The 22,172-nt window shown below is 59.4% G+C and carries 24 protein-coding genes; 13 read left to right on the top strand and 11 right to left on the bottom strand.

Annotated features, from left to right (window positions below):
* Positions 1 to 49 precede the first annotated feature (49 nt).
* A complete protein-coding gene (locus HEP89_RS10260; RefSeq protein ID WP_168691962.1) occupies positions 50 to 1,249 on the top strand; it encodes a multidrug effflux MFS transporter in 1,200 nt (399 codons plus the stop codon).
* Positions 1,250 to 1,284: 35 nt separating this feature from the next.
* Here HEP89_RS10260 and HEP89_RS10255 read toward each other — a convergent pair whose 3' ends face one another.
* Together HEP89_RS10255 and HEP89_RS10250 are read right to left on the bottom strand one after the other, a co-directional pair.
* Entirely contained in the window at positions 1,285 to 1,794 is a 510-nt protein-coding gene (locus tag HEP89_RS10255) for an arsenate reductase ArsC (protein WP_077291565.1), read from the bottom strand.
* Between the two features lie 16 nt (positions 1,795 to 1,810).
* Complete coding sequence (locus tag HEP89_RS10250; RefSeq protein WP_077291564.1) at positions 1,811 to 2,149, bottom strand: metalloregulator ArsR/SmtB family transcription factor; 339 nt, start codon at positions 2,147 to 2,149, stop codon at positions 1,811 to 1,813.
* A gap of 165 nt (positions 2,150 to 2,314) precedes the next feature.
* Between HEP89_RS10250 and HEP89_RS10245 the strand changes: the two genes are divergently transcribed.
* From HEP89_RS10245 to HEP89_RS10215, 7 genes are all read left to right on the top strand, one after another.
* Positions 2,315 to 3,397 (top strand): pyridoxal-phosphate dependent enzyme, encoded by a 1,083-nt coding sequence (locus tag HEP89_RS10245; RefSeq protein ID WP_168691961.1) that lies wholly within the window; start codon positions 2,315 to 2,317, stop codon positions 3,395 to 3,397.
* A complete protein-coding gene (locus HEP89_RS10240) occupies positions 3,390 to 4,532 on the top strand; it encodes a Xaa-Pro peptidase family protein (RefSeq protein ID WP_168691960.1) in 1,143 nt (380 codons plus the stop codon). Before HEP89_RS10245 ends, HEP89_RS10240 begins: the two co-directional genes overlap by 8 nt.
* Before the next feature lie 18 nt (positions 4,533 to 4,550).
* Positions 4,551 to 5,294 carry an aspartate/glutamate racemase family protein gene (locus HEP89_RS10235; RefSeq protein WP_168691959.1) on the top strand — a complete coding sequence of 248 codons (744 nt, stop codon included), beginning with the start codon at positions 4,551 to 4,553 and terminating at the stop codon, positions 5,292 to 5,294.
* A 208-nt stretch (positions 5,295 to 5,502) separates the two neighbouring features.
* Positions 5,503 to 5,640, top strand: a complete 138-nt coding sequence (locus HEP89_RS10230) for a hypothetical protein (protein WP_006937785.1) — start codon at positions 5,503 to 5,505, stop codon at positions 5,638 to 5,640.
* Between the two features lie 110 nt (positions 5,641 to 5,750).
* Positions 5,751 to 6,785: an aspartate-semialdehyde dehydrogenase gene (locus HEP89_RS10225; protein ID WP_023002877.1), complete on the top strand. Its 1,035-nt coding sequence runs from the start codon at positions 5,751 to 5,753 to the stop codon at positions 6,783 to 6,785.
* Positions 6,786 to 7,126: 341 nt separating this feature from the next.
* The gene (locus HEP89_RS10220) at positions 7,127 to 7,867 is read left to right on the top strand and encodes a TenA family protein (RefSeq protein ID WP_168691958.1); all 741 of its coding nucleotides are present in this window, start codon (positions 7,127 to 7,129) and stop codon (positions 7,865 to 7,867) included.
* A 4-nt stretch (positions 7,868 to 7,871) separates the two neighbouring features.
* Positions 7,872 to 8,765, top strand: a complete 894-nt coding sequence (locus HEP89_RS10215) for a DMT family transporter (RefSeq protein WP_062486675.1) — start codon at positions 7,872 to 7,874, stop codon at positions 8,763 to 8,765.
* A 490-nt stretch (positions 8,766 to 9,255) separates the two neighbouring features.
* Here HEP89_RS10215 and HEP89_RS10210 read toward each other — a convergent pair whose 3' ends face one another.
* A complete protein-coding gene (locus tag HEP89_RS10210) occupies positions 9,256 to 10,248 on the bottom strand; it encodes a LysR family transcriptional regulator (protein ID WP_168691957.1) in 993 nt (330 codons plus the stop codon).
* Between the two features lie 111 nt (positions 10,249 to 10,359).
* Between HEP89_RS10210 and HEP89_RS10205 the strand changes: the two genes are divergently transcribed.
* Entirely contained in the window at positions 10,360 to 10,818 is a 459-nt protein-coding gene (locus tag HEP89_RS10205) for a cupin domain-containing protein (protein WP_168691956.1), read from the top strand.
* Positions 10,819 to 10,827: 9 nt separating this feature from the next.
* Positions 10,828 to 11,328, top strand: coding sequence for a c-type cytochrome (locus HEP89_RS10200; protein WP_168691955.1), 501 nt, complete (start codon positions 10,828 to 10,830; stop codon positions 11,326 to 11,328).
* 77 nt (positions 11,329 to 11,405) lie between these two features.
* Here HEP89_RS10200 and HEP89_RS10195 read toward each other — a convergent pair whose 3' ends face one another.
* From HEP89_RS10195 to HEP89_RS10165, 7 genes are all read right to left on the bottom strand, one after another.
* Positions 11,406 to 11,618 (bottom strand): hypothetical protein, encoded by a 213-nt coding sequence (locus HEP89_RS10195; protein ID WP_055659743.1) that lies wholly within the window; start codon positions 11,616 to 11,618, stop codon positions 11,406 to 11,408.
* A gap of 109 nt (positions 11,619 to 11,727) precedes the next feature.
* Positions 11,728 to 12,141, bottom strand: coding sequence for a DUF1801 domain-containing protein (locus HEP89_RS10190; protein WP_168691954.1), 414 nt, complete (start codon positions 12,139 to 12,141; stop codon positions 11,728 to 11,730).
* Positions 12,142 to 12,161: 20 nt separating this feature from the next.
* Complete coding sequence (locus HEP89_RS10185; RefSeq protein ID WP_023002868.1) at positions 12,162 to 12,590, bottom strand: SRPBCC domain-containing protein; 429 nt, start codon at positions 12,588 to 12,590, stop codon at positions 12,162 to 12,164.
* Complete coding sequence (locus HEP89_RS10180; RefSeq protein ID WP_023002867.1) at positions 12,587 to 12,919, bottom strand: metalloregulator ArsR/SmtB family transcription factor; 333 nt, start codon at positions 12,917 to 12,919, stop codon at positions 12,587 to 12,589. Before HEP89_RS10180 ends, HEP89_RS10185 begins: the two co-directional genes overlap by 4 nt.
* Positions 12,920 to 12,979: 60 nt before the next feature.
* Positions 12,980 to 13,774, bottom strand: a complete 795-nt coding sequence (locus HEP89_RS10175; protein WP_168692018.1) for an ABC transporter ATP-binding protein — start codon at positions 13,772 to 13,774, stop codon at positions 12,980 to 12,982.
* The gene (locus tag HEP89_RS10170) at positions 13,771 to 14,814 is read right to left on the bottom strand and encodes an iron ABC transporter permease (protein ID WP_062486666.1); all 1,044 of its coding nucleotides are present in this window, start codon (positions 14,812 to 14,814) and stop codon (positions 13,771 to 13,773) included. Before HEP89_RS10170 ends, HEP89_RS10175 begins: the two co-directional genes overlap by 4 nt.
* Positions 14,790 to 15,824: an iron ABC transporter substrate-binding protein gene (locus HEP89_RS10165; RefSeq protein ID WP_168691953.1), complete on the bottom strand. Its 1,035-nt coding sequence runs from the start codon at positions 15,822 to 15,824 to the stop codon at positions 14,790 to 14,792. The genes HEP89_RS10170 and HEP89_RS10165 overlap by 25 nt, the downstream gene beginning before the upstream one ends.
* 342 nt (positions 15,825 to 16,166) lie before the next feature.
* Here HEP89_RS10165 and HEP89_RS10160 point away from each other — a divergent pair, with 342 nt between their 5' ends.
* The 3 genes from HEP89_RS10160 (at position 16,167) to HEP89_RS10150 (ending at position 21,034) form a co-directional block, all read left to right on the top strand.
* Complete coding sequence (locus tag HEP89_RS10160) at positions 16,167 to 17,807, top strand: Cache 3/Cache 2 fusion domain-containing protein (RefSeq protein ID WP_023002863.1); 1,641 nt, start codon at positions 16,167 to 16,169, stop codon at positions 17,805 to 17,807.
* Between the two features lie 468 nt (positions 17,808 to 18,275).
* Entirely contained in the window at positions 18,276 to 19,370 is a 1,095-nt protein-coding gene (locus tag HEP89_RS10155) for an HD domain-containing phosphohydrolase (protein WP_168691952.1), read from the top strand.
* A gap of 206 nt (positions 19,371 to 19,576) precedes the next feature.
* The gene (locus HEP89_RS10150; protein ID WP_023002861.1) at positions 19,577 to 21,034 is read left to right on the top strand and encodes a PAS domain-containing methyl-accepting chemotaxis protein; all 1,458 of its coding nucleotides are present in this window, start codon (positions 19,577 to 19,579) and stop codon (positions 21,032 to 21,034) included.
* Between the two features lie 102 nt (positions 21,035 to 21,136).
* On the opposite strand, the gene HEP89_RS10145 is transcribed toward HEP89_RS10150, so the two are convergent.
* Positions 21,137 to 22,159, bottom strand: a complete 1,023-nt coding sequence (locus HEP89_RS10145; RefSeq protein WP_286201045.1) for a substrate-binding domain-containing protein — start codon at positions 22,157 to 22,159, stop codon at positions 21,137 to 21,139.
* Between the last annotated feature and the right edge of the window lie 13 nt (positions 22,160 to 22,172).

Raw genomic sequence — 22,172 nt, 5'->3', positions numbered from 1 at the left:
AGACTTTCCCGCATTTGTGCCTCCGGCGCATTTTTCATCGGATTTTCCAATGCAGATCGGTTTTGTCCGCTCCGCCATTGTGCTGGGGCTTCTCGCTGCTGTCGGTCCATTTGCCATCGACCTCTATCTGCCCGCCATGCCGGAAATCGTGCAGGCATTGCAGACGGACGACGCTGCGGTTCATATGACCTTCACGGTCTATTTCATCGCTTTCGGGCTAGCCCAGTTGATCTACGGTCCGCTGGCAGACCGGTTTGGACGCAAGCTGCCCGCCTTCCTGGGCCTGATCGTCTTCCTCATCGGATCGGTCATGTGCGCGACCGCGGTCGACGTTTCAGCCCTGACATTCGGCCGTTTCGTGCAGGCACTTGGTGCCGGCGCGCCGATGGTCATCGTGCGGGCCGTGGTCCGCGACCTCCACACCGGACCAAAGGCGACCAGGCTGATGGCTCTGGTGATGCTGGTCTTCAGCGTTTCGCCGATGCTTGCACCGCTCGCCGGCAGCTTGATCATCCAGTTCGGCAGTTGGCGCCTGATCTTTGTGGCCCTGGGCGTGATTTCCCTTCTCGCCATGCTGCAAATGGCCTTCTTGCTACCCGAAACGCTACCGGCCGAGCGCCGGGGCAAGATCGACCCGACAGCAATGCTGCGCAGCGCCATCTACCTGATGCGCGACAGCAGGTTCATGGGTCTGACGCTGATCGGTGGCTTCTCGCTGGCGAGTTTCTTCGTCTTCATCGCTGCCGCACCGCTGGTCTACATGACCCAGTACCAGTTGACGCCGACAGCCTTCAGCCTTGTTTTCGCGCTGAACGCGATCGGCTTCTTTGCGTCTTCCCAGTTTGCCGCCTCGCTTGGTGAGCGCTTCGGCATGGGCAGAGTGGCATTGATGGCCGTCAGCGGATTTGCGGCAGCCAACGTCCTGCTGGTCATTCTTGTGTGGAGCGGCATCGACGACCTGCCGGTTCTGATGGCGCTCTTCTTCATCGGCAACACCTGCCTCGGCCAGGTCATTGCTCCGGTGATGGTCATGGCGCTGGAAGAACATGGCGAACATGCCGGCATGGCATCCTCCCTCGGTGGCACCTTCCAGATGGTTGCCGGTGGCGTGATGATCCTCGTCTGCAGCCCGTTCTTCGACCGGACAGCTTTGCCATTGGTTGGCGCGGTTGCCGCCTGTGCGCTCATCGCCCTGGTCATCGCACTGCTGACCCTGCGCACGTCGCGCGAAGGCCAGGCAATCGCCTGAGGCAATATTCCCGAAACAGGTACGCCGGAGCAGCCTTACACGGGCTCTTCGGCAGACTGACCGATTTGATCGAGTTTCTTCTGCAGGGACAAACGGTCAAGCGAAGACATCGGCAGGTTCACGAACACCGAGATCCGGTTGCTGAGCATCCGGAAGGCCTCGTTGAATGCGACAGCCCTTTCGCTGTCGCTTCCGGAAACGGCTGCCGGATCCGGCAGGCCCCAATGGGCTGACATCGGCTGGCCAGGCCAGACAGGGCAGGTTTCCTTCGCCGCATTGTCGCAAACGGTAAAGACGAAATCCATGACCGGGGCATCCGGCTCAGCGAATTCGGCCCAGTCCTTCGAGCGCAGCTCATCCGTCTTGAAATTGAGCTTGCTGAGCAAGGCAAGTGCTTCCGGACGCACCGCTCCAGCCGGTTGTGACCCGGCAGAAAACGCCCTGAAGCGGCCCTGCCCCTCCCGGCTCAGGATCGCCTCCGCCATGATCGACCGGGCGGAATTGCCAGTGCACAGGAAAAGCACGTTGTAGACATCGCCGGACATTTGATCCCCCTTAACCTCAACAGGTCTCTCCGCAGGCAATCGTCTCGATGACCTGCGCACAAAGTTCCGGATGACCACCACAGCAATCGGCCATCAGAAACGTCAGCAACTCGCGTATGCCGTCATGATCCGCGAAGTAGCGAATCGACCGCCCCTCGCGTTCATTTCGGACCAGCCCGGACTGAAGCAGAACAGCAAGGTTCGCCGACATGGTGTTCTGCCGAACGTCCAGAGCCTCACCGATCTCGCCGGCGGTCATTCCTGCGTCACCAGCCCGGATCAACAACCGGAAGACTTCCAGTCTGGTTTTCTGGCTGAGCGCCCCAAAGGCGCTCAGTGCATCTTTCATATCCATAATTCATGATATTTCGATTCATCAGAAACAGGCAAGTCTTTTTCGCAACCAGGCGCAACATCTCGGACACGGCCCGATCTGGTTCGTAACCGTCATTTTCAGCAAGTCGCTTGCAACCGGCCTTCAGAGCTGCTGACCTGCCTGGGAAACCGCGCGGGGCAGATGATGAAAACACTGAAGAATCCGTTCCTCGGCAAAGGCCTTCCCGAGCAAAGCGGGCTTGCGGATGGATCCGTCTCACAGGACGTCGCCGGAGCAGAGAACCTTTTTCGGAAATGCCCGCGTGCGGATGAAACCCCGCTGCTGATTGCGAATGACCTCGCGGTCGGTCTTGCTATCGGCAACCTTGCCCTCAAGGACGAACGGCAACGCATGGGTCTTGGAAGCTTCAAGGCACTTGGCGCGGCCTATGCGATTGCCAAACTGGCGGACAGCCGCGTTCGGGGCGGACTGACCCAGTCTCACGCTTCCGCGCTGACCGGCAGAACCTTTGTCTGTGCGAGTGCCGGGAACCACGGCATGTCCCTTGCCGCGGGCGCTCCGCTGTTTGGGGCAAGGGCTGTCGTCTTCGTTGCCGAAACTGTACCAAGCGCCTTTGAGGCCCGCCTCAAGGCCCGGGGCGCTGATGTTGTCCGGGCCGGAGCCACCTATGAAGACAGCATGACGGAAGCCCAGAGGCGCGCCGAGGCCGAAGGCTGGACCTTGCTGCCGGACAGCACCTGGCCGGGCATGACCGCCGCCGGACACGACGTCATGGAGGGCTATCTTGTGATGGCCGCGGAAATTGCCCGGCAGATCAAGACACCGCCCACGCATGTCTTCCTGCAGGCGGGTGTCGGCGGACTTGCCGCCGCCTGTGCCGTCGGCGCGCGCCTGACCTGGGGCCGCGATGTCACCATCGTCGTGGTGGAGCCAGAATACGCACCCGCCCTTATGGCCAGCATCGAAGCCGGAAAGCCCGTCACGGCGCCCGGCCCGGTGTCGAACATGGGCCGGTTAGACTGCAAGGAACCCTCGCATCTGGCGCTGAAGTACCTGGCCAGGGAAGCCGATTTCTTCGTGACCGTTTCCGACAGCGAAGCGGCTGAAACGGTCGACTGGCTGGGCAACAACGGCATTGCGACGACGCCATCCGGTGCGGGCGGTATCACAGCCGTTCGACACGCAGGTGGCGGGGCATCGACCCTCGGCCTCGGACCGGAAGCCCGGGTGCTCTGCTATCTTTCCGAAGGACCGGAAGATGTCTGAACAGGATTTTCCTGAAGACGAATTTGCCGCGCGCACGCAAGCAGCCCAAAAAGCCATGCATTCCCAGGGCATCGACGCGCTGTTTTTCACGACCGAAGCCGAAATGCGTTATTTCACCGGGTTCCGGACCCTGTTCTGGCAGAGCCCCACGCGGCCCTGGTTCCTCGTGGTGCCGGTAAACGGCAAGCCGATTGCGGTCATTCCGCAGATCGGCGCGCACCTGATGGCAAGTACCTGGATTGACGATATCCGGGTATTTTCCGCCCCGCACCCCGTCGATGACGGCATCGCCCTGCTCGCGGACACCCTCAAGGGCTTCACGAAAATCGCCATGCCGATGGGGCGGGAAAGCGTGCTTCGCATGCCGCTTCGCGATTTTCAGCGCCTTCGAGATCTCACAAACGACGCTGAATATCTGGACGGAACCGGCCTGATCCTGAGCCTCAGGATGGTGAAATCTGAACTTGAAATTGCTCTCCTGCGCGAGATTTGCGGTATCGGTTCGGAAGCATTTGCCAGGGCACCGGAGCTTTTCCACACCGGCCAACCGCTCAACGAGGTTTTCCGGGCCTTCCGGATCGAGCTTCTGAAGCAAGGTGCGGACGATGTGCCTTATCTGGTCGGCGGAGCCGGACAGGACGGCTACGGCGATGTCATTTCTCCCCCCTCGGCCCGGCCCCTACAGGAAGGGGACGTCCTGATGCTTGATACGGGTGCAACCAAAAGCGGATATTTCTGCGATTTTGACCGCAATTTTGCGATCGGCCAGGCCAGTGATGCTGTCAGGTCCGCCCATGAAACACTTGTCCGGGCCGTTGAGGCAGCCGCCGAAATTGCCCGCCCGGGCCGCACCTGTGCCGATCTGTTCCAGGCCATGGCCAAGGTGCTGGACCAGGGCGAAGGTGACGTCGGCAGGCTCGGCCACGGGCTTGGCATGCAGCTTACCGAAGCGCCCAGCCTGACCGGCTTCGACGAGACCCCACTTCGAGAAAACATGGTGCTGACACTGGAGCCGAGCCTTGCTCTCGGCCCCGGCAGGATGATGGTTCACGAGGAAAACATCGTCATTCGAGACGGATCGCCCGAATTCCTGACCGTGCCGGCAGGACCGGACATTCCGGTTATCACCCGCTAGAACACCTGGAACCGCGGCATGAAACTTTCCTTCGACTGCGACAGGGGATCGGCAACCAAAGCGGCTTTCGGCCTGATCTTGCTGTCGGTTGACGAAACCATCGAGCGCGAGTTTCGGCCCCTCTTTGATCAGGAAGGCGTCTCGCTGCTTCACGCAAGAATCGAGAGCGCTTCCGAAGTCACCTCCGAAAAACTCATGCAGATGAAAGCCCGGCTGAAGGACACCGCAGCCCTCTTGCCGGGAACACGCCCACTCGACGTCATTGCCTATGCCTGCACGTCCGGCGCAACGGTGATCGGATCGGATCAGGTCGCCGGTGCGATCCAGGCAACTCATCCTGGCGCACGCGTGACCGACCCCGCCCGCGCAGTCGTTGCGGCCCTGGCACACCTTGGTGTCTCAAGGATCGCCATCATCTCGCCCTATGTGGAGGAAGTCTCCGACGCACTCTGCCGTCTCCTGGAAGAAAACGGCATAACGCCCTTGAGTGTCGGTTCTTTCGGGCAAGCGGAAGAAGCCGTGGTTGCAAGGATCAGCCTGCGGTCCGTGGAAGAGGCAATCTGCGAGGTTGGCAAGGATCCGGAGATAGAAGCCGTCTTTGCCTCCTGCACCAACTTGCGCACGATGCCTGTCATTGAAGCCTGCGAGAAACGTCTTTCCAAACCCGTCATCAGCTCCAACCTGGCGCTCGCGTGGCACATGATGCATCTGGCGGACCTGCCGACGGCGGACCGTGGACCGGGACGGCTCTTTGCCACCTGACACGCAAAAAACGAACACATCCACGCCAGAACACAAGGCTGCCGAAGGTCTTCTTTCGGTGAAATTGCCGAGGCTGCTGCTATTCGACTGTTCCCGAACGGCATCAATTCGTTCACTTAGCTGGCAACACCTGTCTATTCCTTGTTGACTCGCGGGGATTTCCGGGCAAAAACACCGCCGTCTCAAGTTTTGACGATTGCGAGCCCCGATGACCCGGCTGAAAGCCGACATTCTGGATATGATGTCCCAGGCCCTTGCCAGCGCTACCTTCATGCGCGGCGAGCCCCGGACGGCTGCCGCAACCGCTCTTAAACGCACTACCAAGACCACCAAGACCACCGCTTGACGGTGCCGCTCATCCCGCCTCCCCGGGGATGGGAGGCGCCGGGAGCCGGCCACGCCCATCCAGAACCGGGCGGCTGGCGAAGCGGGGAGACGGACAAGGACTAGTCAAAGATGGGTTTCAAGATCGCAATTGCAGGCGCTACCGGCAATGTCGGACGCGAGATGCTGGACATTCTCGCTGAGCGCGGCTTTCCGGCAGACGAAGTCGTCGCCCTCGCTTCCCGCCGTTCCCAGGGCACCGAAGTCTCCTTCGGCGACAAGACGCTGAAGGTTCAGGCCATGGAGAACTACGATTTCTCCGACACCGACATCTGCCTGATGTCCGCCGGTGGCACCGTTTCCAAAGAATGGTCGCCGAAGATCGCTGCCAAGGGCTGCATTGTCATCGATAACTCTTCCGCATGGCGCTACGACGCGGATGTGCCGCTGATCGTGCCGGAAGTGAATGCCGATGCTGTTGCCGGTTTCACGAAAAAGAACATCATTGCCAATCCGAACTGCTCCACCGCCCAGCTGGTCGTGGCGCTGAAGCCGCTGCATGATCACGCAAAGATCAAGCGCGTCGTCGTTTCCACCTACCAGTCGGTTTCCGGCGGCGGCAAGGAAGCGATGGAAGAGCTGTTCAACCAGACCCGTGCGGTTTTCGTGAACGATCCGATCGAGCCGAGCAAGTTCACCAAGCGCATCGCCTTCAACGTGATCCCGCACATCGACAGCTTCATGGAAGACGGCTACACCAAGGAAGAATGGAAGGTGCTGGCGGAAACCAAGAAGATGCTCGATCCGGCCATCAAGGTGACCTGCACCGCCGTTCGCGTACCGGTGTTCATCGGCCATTCGGAAAGCGTCAACATCGAGTTCGAAAACGAGATCACCGCTGAAGAAGCCCGCAACATCCTGCGCGAAGCTCCGGGATGCCTCGTCATCGACAAGCAGGAAGACGGCGGCTACATCACGCCATACGAAAGTGCCGGCGAAGATGCGACGTACATCTCCCGCATCCGCGAGGACGCAACCGTTGAAAACGGCCTCAACATCTGGGTCGTTTCCGACAACCTGCGCAAGGGTGCGGCGCTCAACGCCGTCCAGATCGCCGAGGTTCTCGTGAACCGCGGCCTGATCACGCCGAAAAAGGCAGCAGCCTGATCGACAGTTCAAACGGGCGCCTCGGGCGCCCGTTTTCTTGTGGCCTGCCGGCTGCCATCCGGTCGACGGCACTGCGAAGGTCCTGAAGCGGGAACCGCGTTCCCGACACCCTACCGGGCAGCCCCCCTCCCGAGCCATCGATCCAGGCCCCGGATTTCCTCTTTGCGGGGAAGCTCGACGCGCTATGTCGAGCGTTGAAGCGACAACACCCAGCTCAGCGCCACAAACCCGAACATTGCCGGCGACCGACAGGTTTTGATGTTGACAGGCCGCCAAAACAGCATCACCTCTGTCATCCCCTATTCCCGGCGTTCGCAAAGGTCGCCAACGAGTTTTCTCCCATGCCCTCTGAATTTGACGGGTCGTTCACCGACTTCCTTGAAAGCGCTCCCGGCGGACGCTTCACCGACTGGCTGGCAGCTTGCGCCGAGCCCTACTGGAGCGATGCGTGCAGCCACCCCTTCACTGTAGCGATCGGCGACGGCACCATGCCGGAGGAAGCCTATGCGCGTTATCTGATCGAGGATTACACCTTCGTCACGGATCTCGCTTCCACTCTGGGATATCTCGTCGCCAAAGCCCCCGGAATGCCCGCCAAGTCGCGGCTCTCCGGTTTCCTGGCTCTGCTGACCTCGGAGGAAAGCGACTATTTCCTGCGCTCGTTCGAGGCGCTCGGTGTGGAACCGCAAGTTTACGAGATCGCAGCACAGGGCCCTGTGACCCGCGCTTTCTCGCAGCTCCTGCTGAAATCGTCCGGACAAGGCAGTTACGCCGAAGGACTTGCATGCCTTCTCTGCGCGGAATGGTGCTACCTGACCTGGGGCCAGCGCGAAGCGGGAAAACCGCGCCCGGATGCGTTTTATCTCGCCGAATGGATTGACCTGCACGCCGTGCCTGGCTTCGAGGCCTTCGTGGCCTGGATCCGGGCGGAAATGGATCGGATCGGCCCCACTCTGCCGGAACCCGAGCAAGCCCGCGTTGCGGGCCTTTTCCGCCAGATGAGCAAACTGGAAGTCGCCTTCTTCGAAGCCGCCTGGACCGGCAAAGTGCCCGGTCCGGAGGACGATCTGTTACGGACCTGACCCGATGTTTCTCTATGAAGCCGCAGCCCTCGGCGCGGCTGCCCTGTGGGCGCTGACAGGTCTGCTGTCCACCGGCCCCGCTCAGCATCTCGGCGCGATTGCCTTCAACTGTACCCGCATGGTGCTTGTGGCATTAATGCTGTGTGCCTGGGTTCTCCTGACCACGGGGTGGAGCTCCATCGGCGACGCGCAGATGCTGCCTCTTGTCCTGTCCGGTTTCGTCGGCATCTTTCTTGGCGACACCGCGCTTTTCCTGACGTTGAACCGCATGGGTCCACGCCGGACCGCAATGCTGTTCTCTCTGAATGCCCCCATGTCGGCGATCCTCGGCTGGCTACTCTTGAACGAAGACCTCAGCCCCACGCAGATGGTCGGTATCGGCCTTACCTTTCTGGGGGTCCTGCTGGCCATCCGTTTCGGCAAGCGCAAGTCCCAGCTTCACAAATGGGAAAACATCAAGGGTCCGGTGTGGATTGGCGTGCTTCTCGGCCTTGCCGCAGCACTGTCCCAGTCGGTCGGCTCCCTCATTGCCCGTCCGATCATGGAAACCGGTGCTGACCCGGTCGCAGCTTCCAGCATACGTGTCGGCGTTGCTGCTGTGGGCCTGCTGCTCCTGACACGCCTTCCGGTCAGCTGGGTCAAGCCGGCAGGAAACTTTACGCTTCCGGTCGTCGGCCTGATCGCCATTTCCGGCTTGCTCGGCATGGGTCTCGGCATGACGCTGATCCTGTTCGCGCTGTCTGGCGGAGAAGTCGGTATCATCGCAACCCTGTCGGCAACGACACCCGTCCTCATGCTACCGATGATGTGGTGGCGAACCGGGGAAGCACCGGCACTCGGCGCCTGGGTAGGCGCGGCAGGCGTTGTGGCAGGCAGTGCGCTGCTCTTTGCCAGCTAGGCAAAGGGAAGTTGGCAGATCGGAACAATGGATCTACAAGTGTGAGAGGAATATGGGAGCCGGATTCGAACCGGTACTTTGCAGCGGGCTGCAAGCGGGTAGTTCCGACCTCACCCGGCTCCCTAACGCCAGTATCGATAGTTTAAAAAACACCCGAAACGAATTTCGAGGACCGACCGCCCCTCGAGTAAGCAACCGGCAAAAACACAGCTGACACCAAACAAGACGTTCCAGCTTAAACAGCCATACCGCCCCGACGCAGCCAGGAAGATCTTATGCCCCTACGGCATATCTCCTATTCCCCATCTGGGGAATATATCGGTACTTTTTTCGAAAAATTTACTTAAACCCGTTTCTCAACATCGCCTGAATTACTACTACTGGGTGTATTTTTGCAACAAACACCTCGATGACAGGAACGGTTGTCAGCATCGATTTACGGCCAAGCAGCGCCTTTCGGCCGCCAAAACCGAACGGTAATGAGCGCAGATCAACGCAAACTGGCGGCCTGTTCGTCGGGGCGCGAACCATCCGAAATCACATTTACGCCATCTGCGGGATATCCATCTTGCGCTACGTCCATGTCCGGCATGTCGCTTAGACTTTTGCGCAGGATCGGCGCCAGGTGATCGACAAAGCGGCGCACCTTCGCCGTCACCAGTCGGTTTGAAGGATAGACGGCATAGATGCCGCTTTCAGGTAGCGTCCAGTCCGGCATCACCCTGACGAGGGCCCCCTCATTCAGCTCAGTGGCAACCGCCCAACGGGGGAGTGCCGCCAGGCCGATACCCGACACGACCGCTGCCCGTAGCGATGCTGTGCTGTTGCAAATCATCACGGGAGACAGTGAAACGGTGTGTTTCTGAGGCGACAAGAACGGCCATTCCCGTGCCCAGTAGAGCGCAGCGAACCCGATGCACTTGTGGTCCGGAATGTCGACGGGATGTTGCGGCACCCCATGCCTTGCGATGTAGTCCGGTGCGGCACAGACGAGGATCTCCGACATGCCGAGTTTACGGACAATCGTCGCAGGCTCCGGTTCACGCACGATCCTTATCGACAGGTCGAGACGCTGCTCAACGAGGTTGACCATGCGCATGTCTTCGACGATTTCTGCTGTCACTTGCGGATTCTCTGCAAGAAAAGACCCGAGTGCCGGAATGATAAACCGGTCAGCAAAAGCTTCAGGCGCACCGATCCGCATATGGCCAACTGGGGTTTCCTGATACGCCATCACTTCAGTTGCACCCGCGTGTGCCTCTTCCAGTGCACGGGTACAGCGCTGGTAGAAGATCACACCGGCTTCGGTTGGAGAAACGTGACGGGTGGTCCGGTCGAGAAGGCGTACCCCCAGACGTTTTTCCAGGGCAATGACACATTCGCTGACACGGGATTTGGACAAGCCGAGCTGCTCGGCGGCCCGGGTAATGTTTCCGGCTTCAACCACCCGGGCGAAGATCTCTATTGCATCAAAGAGTGCCATGCGAACGTCCTGTGAAACCGGACAAACTGTCCGGAGTATCGCCACTTCCGCAATTTCGGGAAAGTCGTATTTTTTGCCCTCGCCGCAGTTTGCGGCTTGAGGAGACCCATTATGACAGCAATTTTTAATGCAGCCGCAATCGCGGCGCACCGGGACGCTTGCGAAAACGAAATACTCGGCTTCCGCCGCTTAAGGGTGCGGAGTGCCGATACCGGCGGACGGCTTGGATTTTTTGAGGAAATCGTTCCGCCCGAAGAAGGTGTCCCCCTGCACATCCATCACAAGGAAGACGAGATGTTCAATGTCCGCGAAGGTCATTTCCGCATCTGGTGCGCCGATGAAGTCTTCGACGTCCATCCAGGTGATGTCGTCGTCCTGCCGCGCGGTGTCCCGCATGCGTTTCGCAATGTCGGCGATGTCGAGGGCTGGCTCGATGTGACCGTTACGCCCGGCGGGTTCGAAACGATGTTCGCGCGCGCTGCCGAAGCCGGCACGGAAGGAGCAGAACGTTTCATGGAACTTGCTCCCGACTACGGCCTGGAAATGCTTCCAGGTCAAGCTGCGGCTTAGGAGGCGGCAATGATCTGCTTGGTCTTCCAGAGAACCATTCTGGCTTTTGCGGTGCTCGCGGCCTTTTCAGGATCCGCGACCGCGGATGAGAACAAGGCTGCACGTGGAGCCTATCTTGCCCGGATCATGGCTTGCGCCGATTGTCACAGTCCGCGCGGACCGAACGGCGCGCCGATGCCCGAAGCCGGGCTCATCGGCGGCAATGTCGGCTTTGAAATTCCGCAGGCAGGTATTGTCTGGGGCCCGAACCTCACGCCCGCCAATGGCGGGGCGGGATCCTGGAGTACGGAAGAAATCGTAACGGCCCTGACGACCGGCGTTCGACCAGACGGACGGTTGCTCATTCCCGTTATGCCCTGGCCTGCCTACGCCGGACTGACCACACAGGACGCCGAAGCTCTTGCGAGCTACCTGCAGTCCCTGACACCGGATGACAATCCCGTTCCAGGGTTGATTGCGCCGGGGGAAAACGCCCCTGCCCCCTATTTCACGATAAAGTTTCCAGGATAGGGCACACCAATGCCGTTGACCTGACGGCCAACGGCGCCTGCAAGCCGAATTCGGGCTATCCTCCAATCGCCTGCTCGTTACCGTGCCTGCCGACGCCACCTTTCGGCATAAGGTAGGGCAAAAAGATAAAGTCCCGATACCAGCAAGAAGATCAATGGCACCAACGCCAGTAAACCGACCCAGAGTGCCGGCTCGGACTGCCCCATGGCAGCCAGATTGACAACCACGGCCAGCGTAAAGGCTATGGACAGCCAGCGGTGCAGCTGACGGATGATCTTGTTCCAATTCATGGTTTGCTCCTGGTAATCACGACGCAAGATCCCGTCTGCCGGAAAGATCCGTCAGCAAAGGGTTCTTGAGAGTTGGGGGAGTGCGCTCAGTCCGCCACGTGGCGGACTGTCAGACCTGGGCTGATTTCCTGCGCGTTTTCCTGGCAGCCGAGGCAGTGGCATTCTGCTCGGCGGCTGCACAAACGAGGGCTTTCAGCGCCGCTTCATCGATGACTGCATCCTCGAACAGGTCGATTGCCCGGCGCACGTTGCCGTCCAGGCTGGAATTGAAGAGACCAGCCGGATCATCAAGTGATGCGCCTTTTGCGAACGTCAGCTTCACGGCTTTCTTGTAAGTCTCTCCAGTGCAGATGATGCCGTCCTTTTCCCAGACGGGAACACCGCGCCATTTCCAGGTTTCCTCGACTTCGGGAACCGCTTCGTGAATGAGGGCGCGCATCCGCGCCAGTGTGCGTCCACGCCAGTCGTCAAGTTCTGCGATCCTGGCGTCGATCTGCTGCGCGGGGGACATTTGATTGTCCATGGTCGTCTTCCTTGCGGTTATCAGGCGTCTTTGCCGGCATCGTCCAGCCGCGCAACAACGCTTTCCAGCGCTTCCATGAAGCGGGGCCAGGCGGCGCTTGCACCGCGATAGTAGGGCAGTTGTTCCTGCGTGAAGCCGATTTGCTCCATACGTAGAAGGGTGCCGTTATCCGTCGGGGTCAATGTCCAGGTCACGGTGCTTCGAAGATCCTTGGTGTTCCAGCTGTAGGCCAGCGCTTTATGCGGCTCGATCGACTGGACTTCGCAATCGACCATTCCCCAGTCGGCACTCAGGTCGAAGCGGTGACCGACAACCGGTTTGAAGGCATTTTTCATGAGCCATTCCTCGATCAGGTGGGGCTGGGTCAACGCGCGCCAGATCTTTTCCGCGGGAAAGGGAATTTCCCGTTCCACGACAACAGCAAGGGTATCTTCGTCCGAGAAACTCATTGGTCCATTCTTCTCAAAAGGTCTTCCAGATCGTCGAATCGGCGTTCCCAGAACACGTTCATGCGCTGAGTCCAGTCGACCAGCGGTGCGAGCGCTCCGGGCCTGGCGCTATAGTGCGACTGCCTGCCCTCCTGGCGGTCCGTGACAAGCCCGGCCTCCTTCAGGACGCCAAGATGTTTGGAAACTGCGGGCTGGGAGACACCGGCCTGATCGGTCAACACCCGCACTGTCAGCTCGCCTTCGCGGCAAAGCCGCTCGAACAACGCCCGCCGGGTCGGGTCGGCCAGCGTCCGAAACAGAAGGTCAGGTGTTGGCTCACTCAAATTCATAACTCCACGGTTATTGATTGAATCAATAACCGTGGAGTTATGAATGAGTCAAGGGGCAATTCAGACCTGCTCCACTTCCCGCTTGCGCGCAAGTGACGGCAGGCAGACGGTGCGGCCATCGGCGAGCTGTTCGATCCGCACATCGACACCATAGACTTTGCAAAGAGCGGCGCTTGTCAGCACTTCCTTTGGAGGGCCATCCGTCTTGATGCGACCATCGTGTAGCAAAGCCACCCTGGTTCCGATTGCAAAGGCGTGATCAGGGTCGTGGGTCGACAGGACAACAGTCAGGCCGTCCGCCGCAAGACCCGCAACTTCGGAAAGCACCAGCGCCTGATTCCCGAAATCGAGACTGGCTGTCGGCTCATCCATCACGAGGACACGTGTTTCCTGCGCAAGTGCCCTGGCGATCAGCACCAGTTGCCTCTGTCCACCGGAAAGCCGCGTATAGTCTGCACCGGCGAGTTCCCCGATACCGAGCCTTTCCAGCGCCGCCAACGCGACGTCCCTGTCACGCGGGCCGGGCTGCTGAAAGGCACGCAGTTTTGCGGTTCGGCCCATCAACACGACTTCCAGAACCGGAAAGGCAAAAGGCGCGGCGTGTGCCTGTGGAACGTAGGCGATCCGCGTCGCGATATCTGCACGGGACAGCGACTTCAGCGGCCGTCCTTCCACCAGCACCGTGCCGCCACGCGCCGGCAACAGCCCCAGAAGCGTCTTGAAAAGAGTGGTCTTGCCGGACCCGTTGGGCCCCAGCAGGCAATAGACGTCGCCGGAGGAAGCTGTCAGGTTCAACTCGCTCCCGACATCGTGGCCCGGATACCCGATGGACAGGTTTTCAGCCCTGAGCTTCACGCCCATGCCCGCCTCCCCCTGGCAAGCAGCCACAGGAAAAATGGCGCACCGACAACGGCGGTCAGAATACCGAGCGGGACTTCGGTTCCCGAGAGCGTGCGTGCCAGCGTGTCGACTGCAAGAAGGTATCCCGCACCAAGCAAGGCTGCTGCCGGCAACAGGCGCCCGAAACCAGGGCCAACGATCATCCGGGCGATATGCGGTATCACCAGCCCCACCCAGCCCACGACACCGGCAATGGCGACGACGCTTGCGGTGATCAAGGTCGCGCAGAAAATGACAACAAGCCGCAGCCGACCGGCCTCCACACCAAGCGCCTTCGCTTCTTCATCCCCCAGAGACAGGACGTTGATCCGCCAGCGCAACAGGAACAGCGGGACAAGGCCGAACAGAACTGCAGGTACCGCCGGCAGGATATCGCCGGCCTTCACGCCTGCCAGACTGCCCAGCAGCCAGAAAGTGATCGCCGGAAGCTGGTCATACGGATCCGCCAGCACTTTGAGCAAGGATGTCGCCGCCCCCGCCAGAGCGCCGACGACGACGCCTGCAAGCACAAGGACAAGCGTGCTGTCTCCCCCGCGCACCGTCGCGGCAACAAAACCGACGAGAGCAACAGCGGCAAGACCGCCGGCAAAACCCATCAGCTGGATTGCCGCGACAGGAAGCGACAGGAAGATGCCAAGCACGGCCCCGAGCCCCGCGCCGGCAGAAACACCGAGAATATCCGGTGACACCAGCGGATTGCGGAAAAGGGTCTGGTAACATGCACCGGCTGCAGCAAGCGAAGCGCCGACCAGCAGCGCGGCAACCACCCTTGGCAGACGGATCGACAGCAGCACCGTGTCCTGCGTTCCCGAAGGCTGTGCGCCGGATACGACGCGCGCCAGCACACCGACGGCCTCGGACGGCGTAAGCGGAAACGGACCGATCAGAAGAGCCGCGAAACTGCCAAGAACAAGCGCGAGGCCGAGCCATACGAACAAGCCGGAACGCGCGAAAGAAGTAGATTTGCCGGTCAGGGAGCCCGCCCCTTTGCCCATTCCAGCAGAGTGTCGAGCTCTGCTTCACTCAGGTCCACATGATACCACAACTTATAGAAGTCGGCGGTTTCCTGACGCAGCTCCCCATCCCAGAGTTCGGGATAGAATAGACCTGCAAGCCATTTCAGACCCATCATCCGATTGACGGACGGCGGCCTGTCGATCCAGCTGAAAGGGGCCGTTGGTGACAGGAAAACCCGGCCTTCACGTACCGCGGCAATGCCTTGCCACAGGGGATCCTGCCAGACAGCTTCATAGAAGCTACGATCCCACGTCACGATTGTGTCCGGATTGGCAACGATAATCTGCTCGGGACTTGCCTGCACCAGTCCGTATTGCCCAGGCACATCGGCAACGTTGCGCCCACCGGCCTTTTCGATGATTTCGGTGTTGATCGAGCCTTTCAGGCCTGTTTCAAGTCCATCCGCCCCACGGGCGAGGTAAACACGCGGCCTGTCCGCCTCGGGCACGGCACCGAGTGCCGACGTCAGTGCGGTGAAGGTTGCCTCGACATCTGCTGCCAGAAGATCTCCACGTTCCGGAACGCCAAGCGCCTCGCCCACAAGACGCAACGCGCCGGCGGTTTCATCGAACCGGCCGTTGACCAGGAGATAGGGAATCCCCGTCTGTTCCTGCACGCGGTCGGCAAGATCGATATAGGTATCGCGGACGGACCCGAAATCGATGATCAGATCGGGTTTCAGGGCAAGAACCCGCTCCAGGTTTGCCTCCCCGCCACGCCCGGTCAGGCGGCCGGTCTCGGGCAGGTCCCGAAAGGCTTCGGCGATGAATGGCTTCTCGTAGTCCCGCAGCGCTCTCGGCCAGCCGAGCAGCGCTTCCGGTTTGAGCGCATAGACGAGAATGGACGCCGGAGGCCCGGCAGCAAACACCCGGGTCACCGTCTCCGGGATCTCGACCGTACGACCCGCGGAATCGGTAACGCTTCGCGCCAGGACGGACGTCCCCGAAATGCAAAGCAGGAAAAGGCAAATGGCGGCCAGGCGCGTCATGTTTCCTCCAGCATTCTTGTAACTGACCGAGGGTTTCTGCTCCTTTCAGTTCAGCTTCAGGAAAGCGACAAGACAGAAACTCCATCGGTACAGAGATGGATCATGCGGAGAAAATACACAAAAACAACATAAACTGCAGCTCTTTCACGGAACTATGAAACGCTCACTAAACTGTGATTATCACTGCTATTTTTACGCGAATTTTCTTTCATTCTTAATTTACGCAAATCGACAAAGATGATCCCAATTATGACCTTGGGGGAAATGATGAAGAAGTTCTTGTCCCGATTAAGCGTGACTTCGACGCTCGCAATTATTTCTGCCAGCGTGCTTGGAATATCGATGATTGTTGTAGGCTTTATCCTGTATCAGGTAGCCCTTGGCCAGGCTGAGGACCGTGCCCTCGTCAAACAGGATATCAACCTTCGCGTGGCAGCGACGCTGTTTCAGGATCGCATCGACGGTGCAAAGGTCAGCTGGGACGCGAACAACAACGTCAAGCGGATCGAACTGGCCGAAATGCCGGTGTTCGAAAACCATGACATGATCGACGCCGTCGGGCGCATGACAGGTGAAACCGCGACTGTTTTTGCCTGGGATCCGGAAACGAAGGATTTCTGGCGCAAGACCACCAACATCATCAAGGGTGACGGCAAGCGTGCCGTCGGAACCCAGCTCGGCCAGAACGGCGCGGTTTATCCTGTCGTTACCCAGGGCAAGACCTTCCACGGGCAGGCCACCATTCTCGGCAAGGACTACTTCACTGTTTACCAGCCGATTTTCTCGTCCAAGGGCGATATTCTCGGCATCCTTTATGCCGGCGTGGAAAAGGCTGCAGTCGAAGCCAACGCATGGGAACTGACCAGCCGCTACGCGATGCTGGTGCTGCCGGTCGTCGCCGTTTCGGTGGTCCTCCTGATCCTCGCAATTCGCCGCCAGCTGCGTCCGATTACACGCCTTGCGGAAATCACGGACCAGATTGCGCAGGACAATCTCGCAGACGAAGTCCCCTTCAAGGAACGCTCCGACCAGATCGGCACGCTTGCCCAGGCCGTCAGCACCCTGCGTGACAGGGCCGTCGAGCGGATCGAACTGACCGAGCACCAGCGTACGTCCGAAGCCGCTGCGATCGACCGTCAGAACCGTGTTCAGGGTCTGATCGAAACCTTCCGGACAAATGTCTCCAACGTGCTCAACTCGGTCAACGAAACCGTTCATGGCCTGGAAGGCACCGCGGGACACCTCTCCGACCTGTCCGGCCAGAGCGCCTCAAGCGCGACGGAAACCCTGAACTCTGCCGATGAAGCAACATCGAGCGTTCAGACCGTGGCCAGCGCCGCAGAAGAACTCTCCGCGTCCATCAGCGAAATTTCCCGCCAGGTGGCCCAGACGACGGAAGTTGTTGGCCGGGCAACCGAAGGCACCCGCATGACCAACGAAAAGGTGGAAGGCCTTGCAGCCTCCGCCTCCAAGATCGGCGAAGTGGTAACGCTCATCCAGGCGATTGCCGAGCAGACCAACCTGCTGGCCCTCAACGCCACCATCGAGGCGGCACGCGCCGGGGAAGCCGGCAAGGGCTTCGCGGTCGTCGCGGCGGAAGTGAAGGAACTGGCCACCCAGACCTCCAAGGCGACCGAGGAAATCAGCGCCCAGATCACCGCCATTCAGGATGCGACCAAGGACTCGGTCGGTGCGATCGCGGAAATCACCAAGATCATGGAAGAGGTGAATTCCTACACCAGCACCATCGCGGCAGCCGTGAGCCAGCAGGGCTCGGCCACCGGCGAGATTTCGCAGAACGCCCAGAATGCCGCCGAAGGCACCACCTTCGTGTCGTCCTGCATGTCCGACCTTTCCAGTGCGGTCAATCAGACGTCACAGGCTTCCCAATCGGTTCTGGACGCATCGGAAATGCTGTCTTCGCGCACGGAAGAGCTGAAACAGGAAGTGGAAACATTCCTGAACGGTGTGGCAGCCGCCTGAGGCAACCAACCATCGACAATTTATCTTGTCAGGAAGGCGCGGACATCGTCCGCGCCTTTTCGTTTTCCGCATCCTGTTTTCGCTCAGAACGCTCCCGACATGAGAGCCCTGCGTCGCGGCAATCAGCCTCCAACCACGTTCATCCAGAGACCGCACAGGCCAGCTCGCCCGGCACGTTGGTGAGCGCAGGAAACGTCGAGCACCTGAAAAGGCGAGACTTTCAGCCCTGCAACCGTCACGCAGCACTTTTCGCGTAGCCAAAACTTTGCTGCACTGCACACGATTATTCACCAAGTGCCTTTAACGTTTACAGGCTGGCCAATTCACACATGCGGTTAAAGGGAAGTGTCCGAAGCAAAAATTACGCAGCATCCTGCGTATTTTTACTTGGCAGATTTACTAAACCTTTTTTAGGTTTTTTCTACAATCCTTGATTTCAACCAAAATTGTTTCAGATGCCAATTGATCATGGTTCAAATTTTAGTTGCGGCAGTGGATTTCGGAAATTTTCCATCGCGTTTCGCCAGAATCGCGACCCTCTACCCGACAAAACGAATTGCCTTCTCCCGCGCCAACCTGAGGGACATCAAGCCCCGCTCGCTGCTTCTTGTCGACTTTCTGGACCTTGGCACTGACCACATCGAAATCCTTCGGGATTTTTCGAGAAGCGGCCAATCCGTGCCGGCGCTCGGCATCGTTGACACAAAAAGCAGACAGAGCGTGCTGCAGGCCCGCGAGCTCGGCTTCTACAATCTGATAGATCGCGAGGAAAAATTCGCGACACTATTCGAAAAAATACGCGAAGTGGTGGGCGACTATTCCAAACCGACGCTGCCCAGCCGGTATTCGGAGAAGATCGTCAAATCGGTTGAAACCACCAGCATGGGCTTGAACCTGATGTCGGCCGCAGCCCTTTCCGGCGCTCCCCTGCCCATGCAGCTTCTGGCAACCAACGCCCAGGACATCACCTCGGTCATCATGACGGACGGTCTCGACAGTTGGTTGAGTGCGGTTCAATGCCACCACAGCCACACCTTCTGCCACACGATGATGGTCGCCGGACACACGGTTTCGTTTTCGCGTGCACTCGGCCATTCCGAAGCGGAGCAGACAATTCTCGGCCTGGGTGCACTGGTGCACGACCTGGGCAAGGTCAAGATCCCGCTTTCCATCCTGGACAAGCCTGGCAGGCTGACCCTGGAAGAACGTGAGCTTGTCAACAAACATCCGCTCTTTAGCCGGGAGATGCTGGCAACGCGCCAGGAAGTTCCAAAGCAGGTTGTCGAGATGGCGCTGTGTCACCATGAGTTTCTGGACGGAACCGGGTATCCGGATGGCCTCAAAGGCAATCAGATCTCGCAAAGGGTCAGGCTTCTGACGATCAGCGACATCTATTCCGCCCTCACCGAAAAACGAGCCTACAAGGACAGCCTCAGTCCGCGCCAGGCCTTTGCGATCATGTTCGAGATGAAGGGCAAGCTCGACATGGACCTGTTGCGAAAATTTAGAACCCAGGTGCTGAGCTCGGAATTCGGCCGTGTCCGGCGGCAGGCCAGGGCCTGAGACCTGGGAAAACACCCCAAGGCTGCAGTGCTAAATTCGACACCGTCTCAGGATTGCGCGATCACCTATTTGTGTTGTCAAAAATAGCTATATCGTCCGACTAGAAAGGGTCATTGAAACTCTTTCTTCAGTTTCCCCTACGACAATATCTCCCCCTACAGAGGCAAAAACCGGGAGTAAACAAGGTGCTGTTTTCAGGGTCGAACATGTGGAAAGCCGCCTTTGATGCGCTAAACCGCTCGCAGGCCATCATCGAGTTTACACCCGAAGGCACGATCCTGACTGCCAATCCCAATTTCCTGAAAGCGATGGGCTACGCCCTCAATGAAGTTCAGGGAAAACCTCACAGCATGTTTGTCGACCCCGCCTACGCGGCATCGGCAGAATACAAGGCCTTCTGGAAAAAGCTGGCGCAAGGCGAATTTCAGACCGCCGAATATCTGCGCTACGGCAAGGGTGGCCGAGAAGTCTGGATCCAGGCTTCGTACAACCCGATCCTCAACACCGCCGGCAAGGTGGTCAAAGTAGTCAAGATCGCCTCGGACATCACCGAGCGCAAGCAAAAGAGCGCCGATTTTGAAGGTCAGGTTGAAGCGATGAACCGGTCGCAGGCCGTGATCCATTTCGACCTCGACGGCACGATCCTCGACGCAAACGAAAATTTCCTGTCCGCGATGGGTTACTCCCTTGATGAAATCAAGGGCCGTAAACACAGCATGTTCGTCGAAAAGGACCATGCAGCGAGCACGGAGTACCGGCAGTTCTGGAAGAATCTCGCCGAAGGCAAATTTCAGGCGGGTGAGTTCAAGCGCATCGGCAATGGTGGGCGCGAAGTCTGGATCCAGGCAACCTACAATCCGATATTCGATTCCGCCGGTCGTCCCTTCAAGGTCGTGAAGTTCGCGACTGACCGCACGCCACAGGTTGTCGAAAGACGTCGCCGCGCGACCGTTCAACAGGGCATCGACCAGGATCTTTCCGAAATCGCCACGGCCATTTCCAACACCACGGAACAGGCAACAACTTCCGCATCAGCGTCCGAACAGACCTATTCCAGCGTGCAGACTGTCGCGGCGGCGGCAGAAGAACTTGTTGCCTCGATTCAGGAAATCAGCCGCCAGGTCCAGACCGCGCTTGAAGTTTCGCAAAGCGCTGCGACCGAGGCCGAGCGGTCAAGTGACATAATGAGCGGGCTGTCTGAGGATGCAAAGACGATCGGTTCGGTAATCGAACTGATCGACGGCATCGCCGACCAGACCAATCTCCTGGCCCTGAACGCGACCATCGAGGCCGCAAGAGCTGGGGAAGCCGGCAAGGGCTTTGCCGTTGTTGCCTCCGAAGTGAAGAGCCTCGCCGCGCAGACAAGCAAGGCAACCGAAGAGATCTCCAACCAGATCGGCTCCATGCAGGAGACGACCGGTCAGGCAGTCGCCGCAATCGAATCGATCCTTGCTGTCATCAAGAATGTCGGAGACATCGCCGCCAGCATCGCATCCTCGGTCGAGGAGCAGTCGGCGGTTACGAATGACATATCCTCCAACATGCATTCGGCCGCCCAGGGCGTGGAACGGATCACCTCCAACATGCAGTCGATCTCCTCGGCAACTGCCCAGATAGACGCCGCGACCAAGAACGTTAAGCAGGCCTCGCAATCCCTGATGTGAACACGGGACGCGCGATCTGACATCACGCCCAGTCCCTGCCAGACAAAAAAAACCCGGTGCCAAGGCACCGGGTTTTCTTTTGACGGGTTATTGAACCTGGCCTTAGCGCGCCGGAAGCGGGATCCATTCGGCAACAGAAACATCGGCATGCTGGAACTGCGGCATCTTCTGGCCCAGCTCTTCCATGTTCTTGACGTCCTGCTCATTGAGGAAGTCCTGGGTAATCAGGGTCGGCGGCACGACAACCTGCTTGCCCGGGTCTTCACCTGCCAGCATCAGCGCCAGCGTGCGCACACTGACTTCACCGACAACCGCCGGGTTGGTCGCGACCGTTGCCGCCCACGCAGAATCCAGCTCGCGCATGGCGGAGATATCGGCCGTGGAAACGTCCGCGGAATAAATGGCGATGTCCTGGTTGAGACCGGCTTCATCGACCGCGATCTTCACGCCTTTGGCAAATTCATCGTAAGGGGCAAAGACGACATTGATGTTCGGGTTGGCCTGCAGCACCGAACGGGCCTGGTTGGCAACGGAGTTGGCAATCGGGTTATCAAGCGTGCCGAACATGGCCGCTTCCGTGATCCCCGGATTGGCTTCCTTGACTTCCTTCCAGGCGACGTCGCGGCGGTCCAGCGGCGCGATGCCCGGCACATAGACATAACCGGCGGTAAAGCTGTCGCCATTGTCCTTGATCGCCTGTTCCAGGGCCAGCTTGCCGAGCAGGTAGTCGGACTGTTCGATCTGCGGGATCGCATCGTTTTCAACGTTGACGTCGAAGGCGACAACCTTGATGCCCGCATCGACGGCGCGCTGTGCGGCGGCCTTCATGGATTCGGTCAGGCCGTGCTGGATGATGATGCCGTCGACACCAAGCGCGATGGCCTGATCGACCATGTCGGCCTGAAGGGCGGCATCCTGACGGCTGTCGAGAACACGCAGATCAACGCCAAGGGCAGCTGACTGCTTTTCAACACCTGAAAGATAGGACTGGAAGAAGTCACCGGTGGACAGATAACGCACCAGCGCGATCTTGACCTCTTCCGGCTTGTCGAACGGCGCCGGCATGTCGGCTGCAAAAGCCGCTCCGCCGGAAAGCCCGATCCCGGCGGCAACCGCCAGCTTCATGAATTCACGTCTC

The organism is Labrenzia sp. 5N, assembly GCF_012395805.1.
Taxonomy (GTDB): domain Bacteria; phylum Pseudomonadota; class Alphaproteobacteria; order Rhizobiales; family Stappiaceae; genus Roseibium; species Roseibium algicola.
Note: the sequence above shows the minus strand (reverse complement) of the source record. Positions and strands in the feature narration are given on the sequence as shown.

Coding starts and splice junctions, on each gene's coding strand:
- HEP89_RS10225 (WP_023002877.1), top strand. CDS start 5,751: ATGGGTTTCAAGATCGCAATTGCAGGCGCTACCGGCAATGTCGGACGC.
- HEP89_RS10210 (WP_168691957.1), bottom strand. CDS start 10,248: ATGGCACTCTTTGATGCAATAGAGATCTTCGCCCGGGTGGTTGAAGCC.
- HEP89_RS10245 (WP_168691961.1), top strand. CDS start 2,315: ATGAAAACACTGAAGAATCCGTTCCTCGGCAAAGGCCTTCCCGAGCAA.
- HEP89_RS10200 (WP_168691955.1), top strand. CDS start 10,828: ATGATCTGCTTGGTCTTCCAGAGAACCATTCTGGCTTTTGCGGTGCTC.
- HEP89_RS10180 (WP_023002867.1), bottom strand. CDS start 12,919: ATGAATTTGAGTGAGCCAACACCTGACCTTCTGTTTCGGACGCTGGCC.
- HEP89_RS10150 (WP_023002861.1), top strand. CDS start 19,577: ATGTGGAAAGCCGCCTTTGATGCGCTAAACCGCTCGCAGGCCATCATC.
- HEP89_RS10230 (WP_006937785.1), top strand. CDS start 5,503: ATGACCCGGCTGAAAGCCGACATTCTGGATATGATGTCCCAGGCCCTT.
- HEP89_RS10220 (WP_168691958.1), top strand. CDS start 7,127: ATGCCCTCTGAATTTGACGGGTCGTTCACCGACTTCCTTGAAAGCGCT.
- HEP89_RS10250 (WP_077291564.1), bottom strand. CDS start 2,149: ATGGATATGAAAGATGCACTGAGCGCCTTTGGGGCGCTCAGCCAGAAA.
- HEP89_RS10165 (WP_168691953.1), bottom strand. CDS start 15,824: ATGACGCGCCTGGCCGCCATTTGCCTTTTCCTGCTTTGCATTTCGGGG.
- HEP89_RS10215 (WP_062486675.1), top strand. CDS start 7,872: ATGTTTCTCTATGAAGCCGCAGCCCTCGGCGCGGCTGCCCTGTGGGCG.
- HEP89_RS10205 (WP_168691956.1), top strand. CDS start 10,360: ATGACAGCAATTTTTAATGCAGCCGCAATCGCGGCGCACCGGGACGCT.
- HEP89_RS10155 (WP_168691952.1), top strand. CDS start 18,276: ATGGTTCAAATTTTAGTTGCGGCAGTGGATTTCGGAAATTTTCCATCG.
- HEP89_RS10235 (WP_168691959.1), top strand. CDS start 4,551: ATGAAACTTTCCTTCGACTGCGACAGGGGATCGGCAACCAAAGCGGCT.
- HEP89_RS10260 (WP_168691962.1), top strand. CDS start 50: ATGCAGATCGGTTTTGTCCGCTCCGCCATTGTGCTGGGGCTTCTCGCT.
- HEP89_RS10195 (WP_055659743.1), bottom strand. CDS start 11,618: ATGAATTGGAACAAGATCATCCGTCAGCTGCACCGCTGGCTGTCCATA.
- HEP89_RS10190 (WP_168691954.1), bottom strand. CDS start 12,141: ATGGACAATCAAATGTCCCCCGCGCAGCAGATCGACGCCAGGATCGCA.
- HEP89_RS10160 (WP_023002863.1), top strand. CDS start 16,167: ATGATTGTTGTAGGCTTTATCCTGTATCAGGTAGCCCTTGGCCAGGCT.
- HEP89_RS10170 (WP_062486666.1), bottom strand. CDS start 14,814: ATGGGCAAAGGGGCGGGCTCCCTGACCGGCAAATCTACTTCTTTCGCG.
- HEP89_RS10255 (WP_077291565.1), bottom strand. CDS start 1,794: ATGTCCGGCGATGTCTACAACGTGCTTTTCCTGTGCACTGGCAATTCC.
- HEP89_RS10145 (WP_286201045.1), bottom strand. CDS start 22,159: ATGAAGCTGGCGGTTGCCGCCGGGATCGGGCTTTCCGGCGGAGCGGCT.
- HEP89_RS10185 (WP_023002868.1), bottom strand. CDS start 12,590: ATGAGTTTCTCGGACGAAGATACCCTTGCTGTTGTCGTGGAACGGGAA.
- HEP89_RS10240 (WP_168691960.1), top strand. CDS start 3,390: ATGTCTGAACAGGATTTTCCTGAAGACGAATTTGCCGCGCGCACGCAA.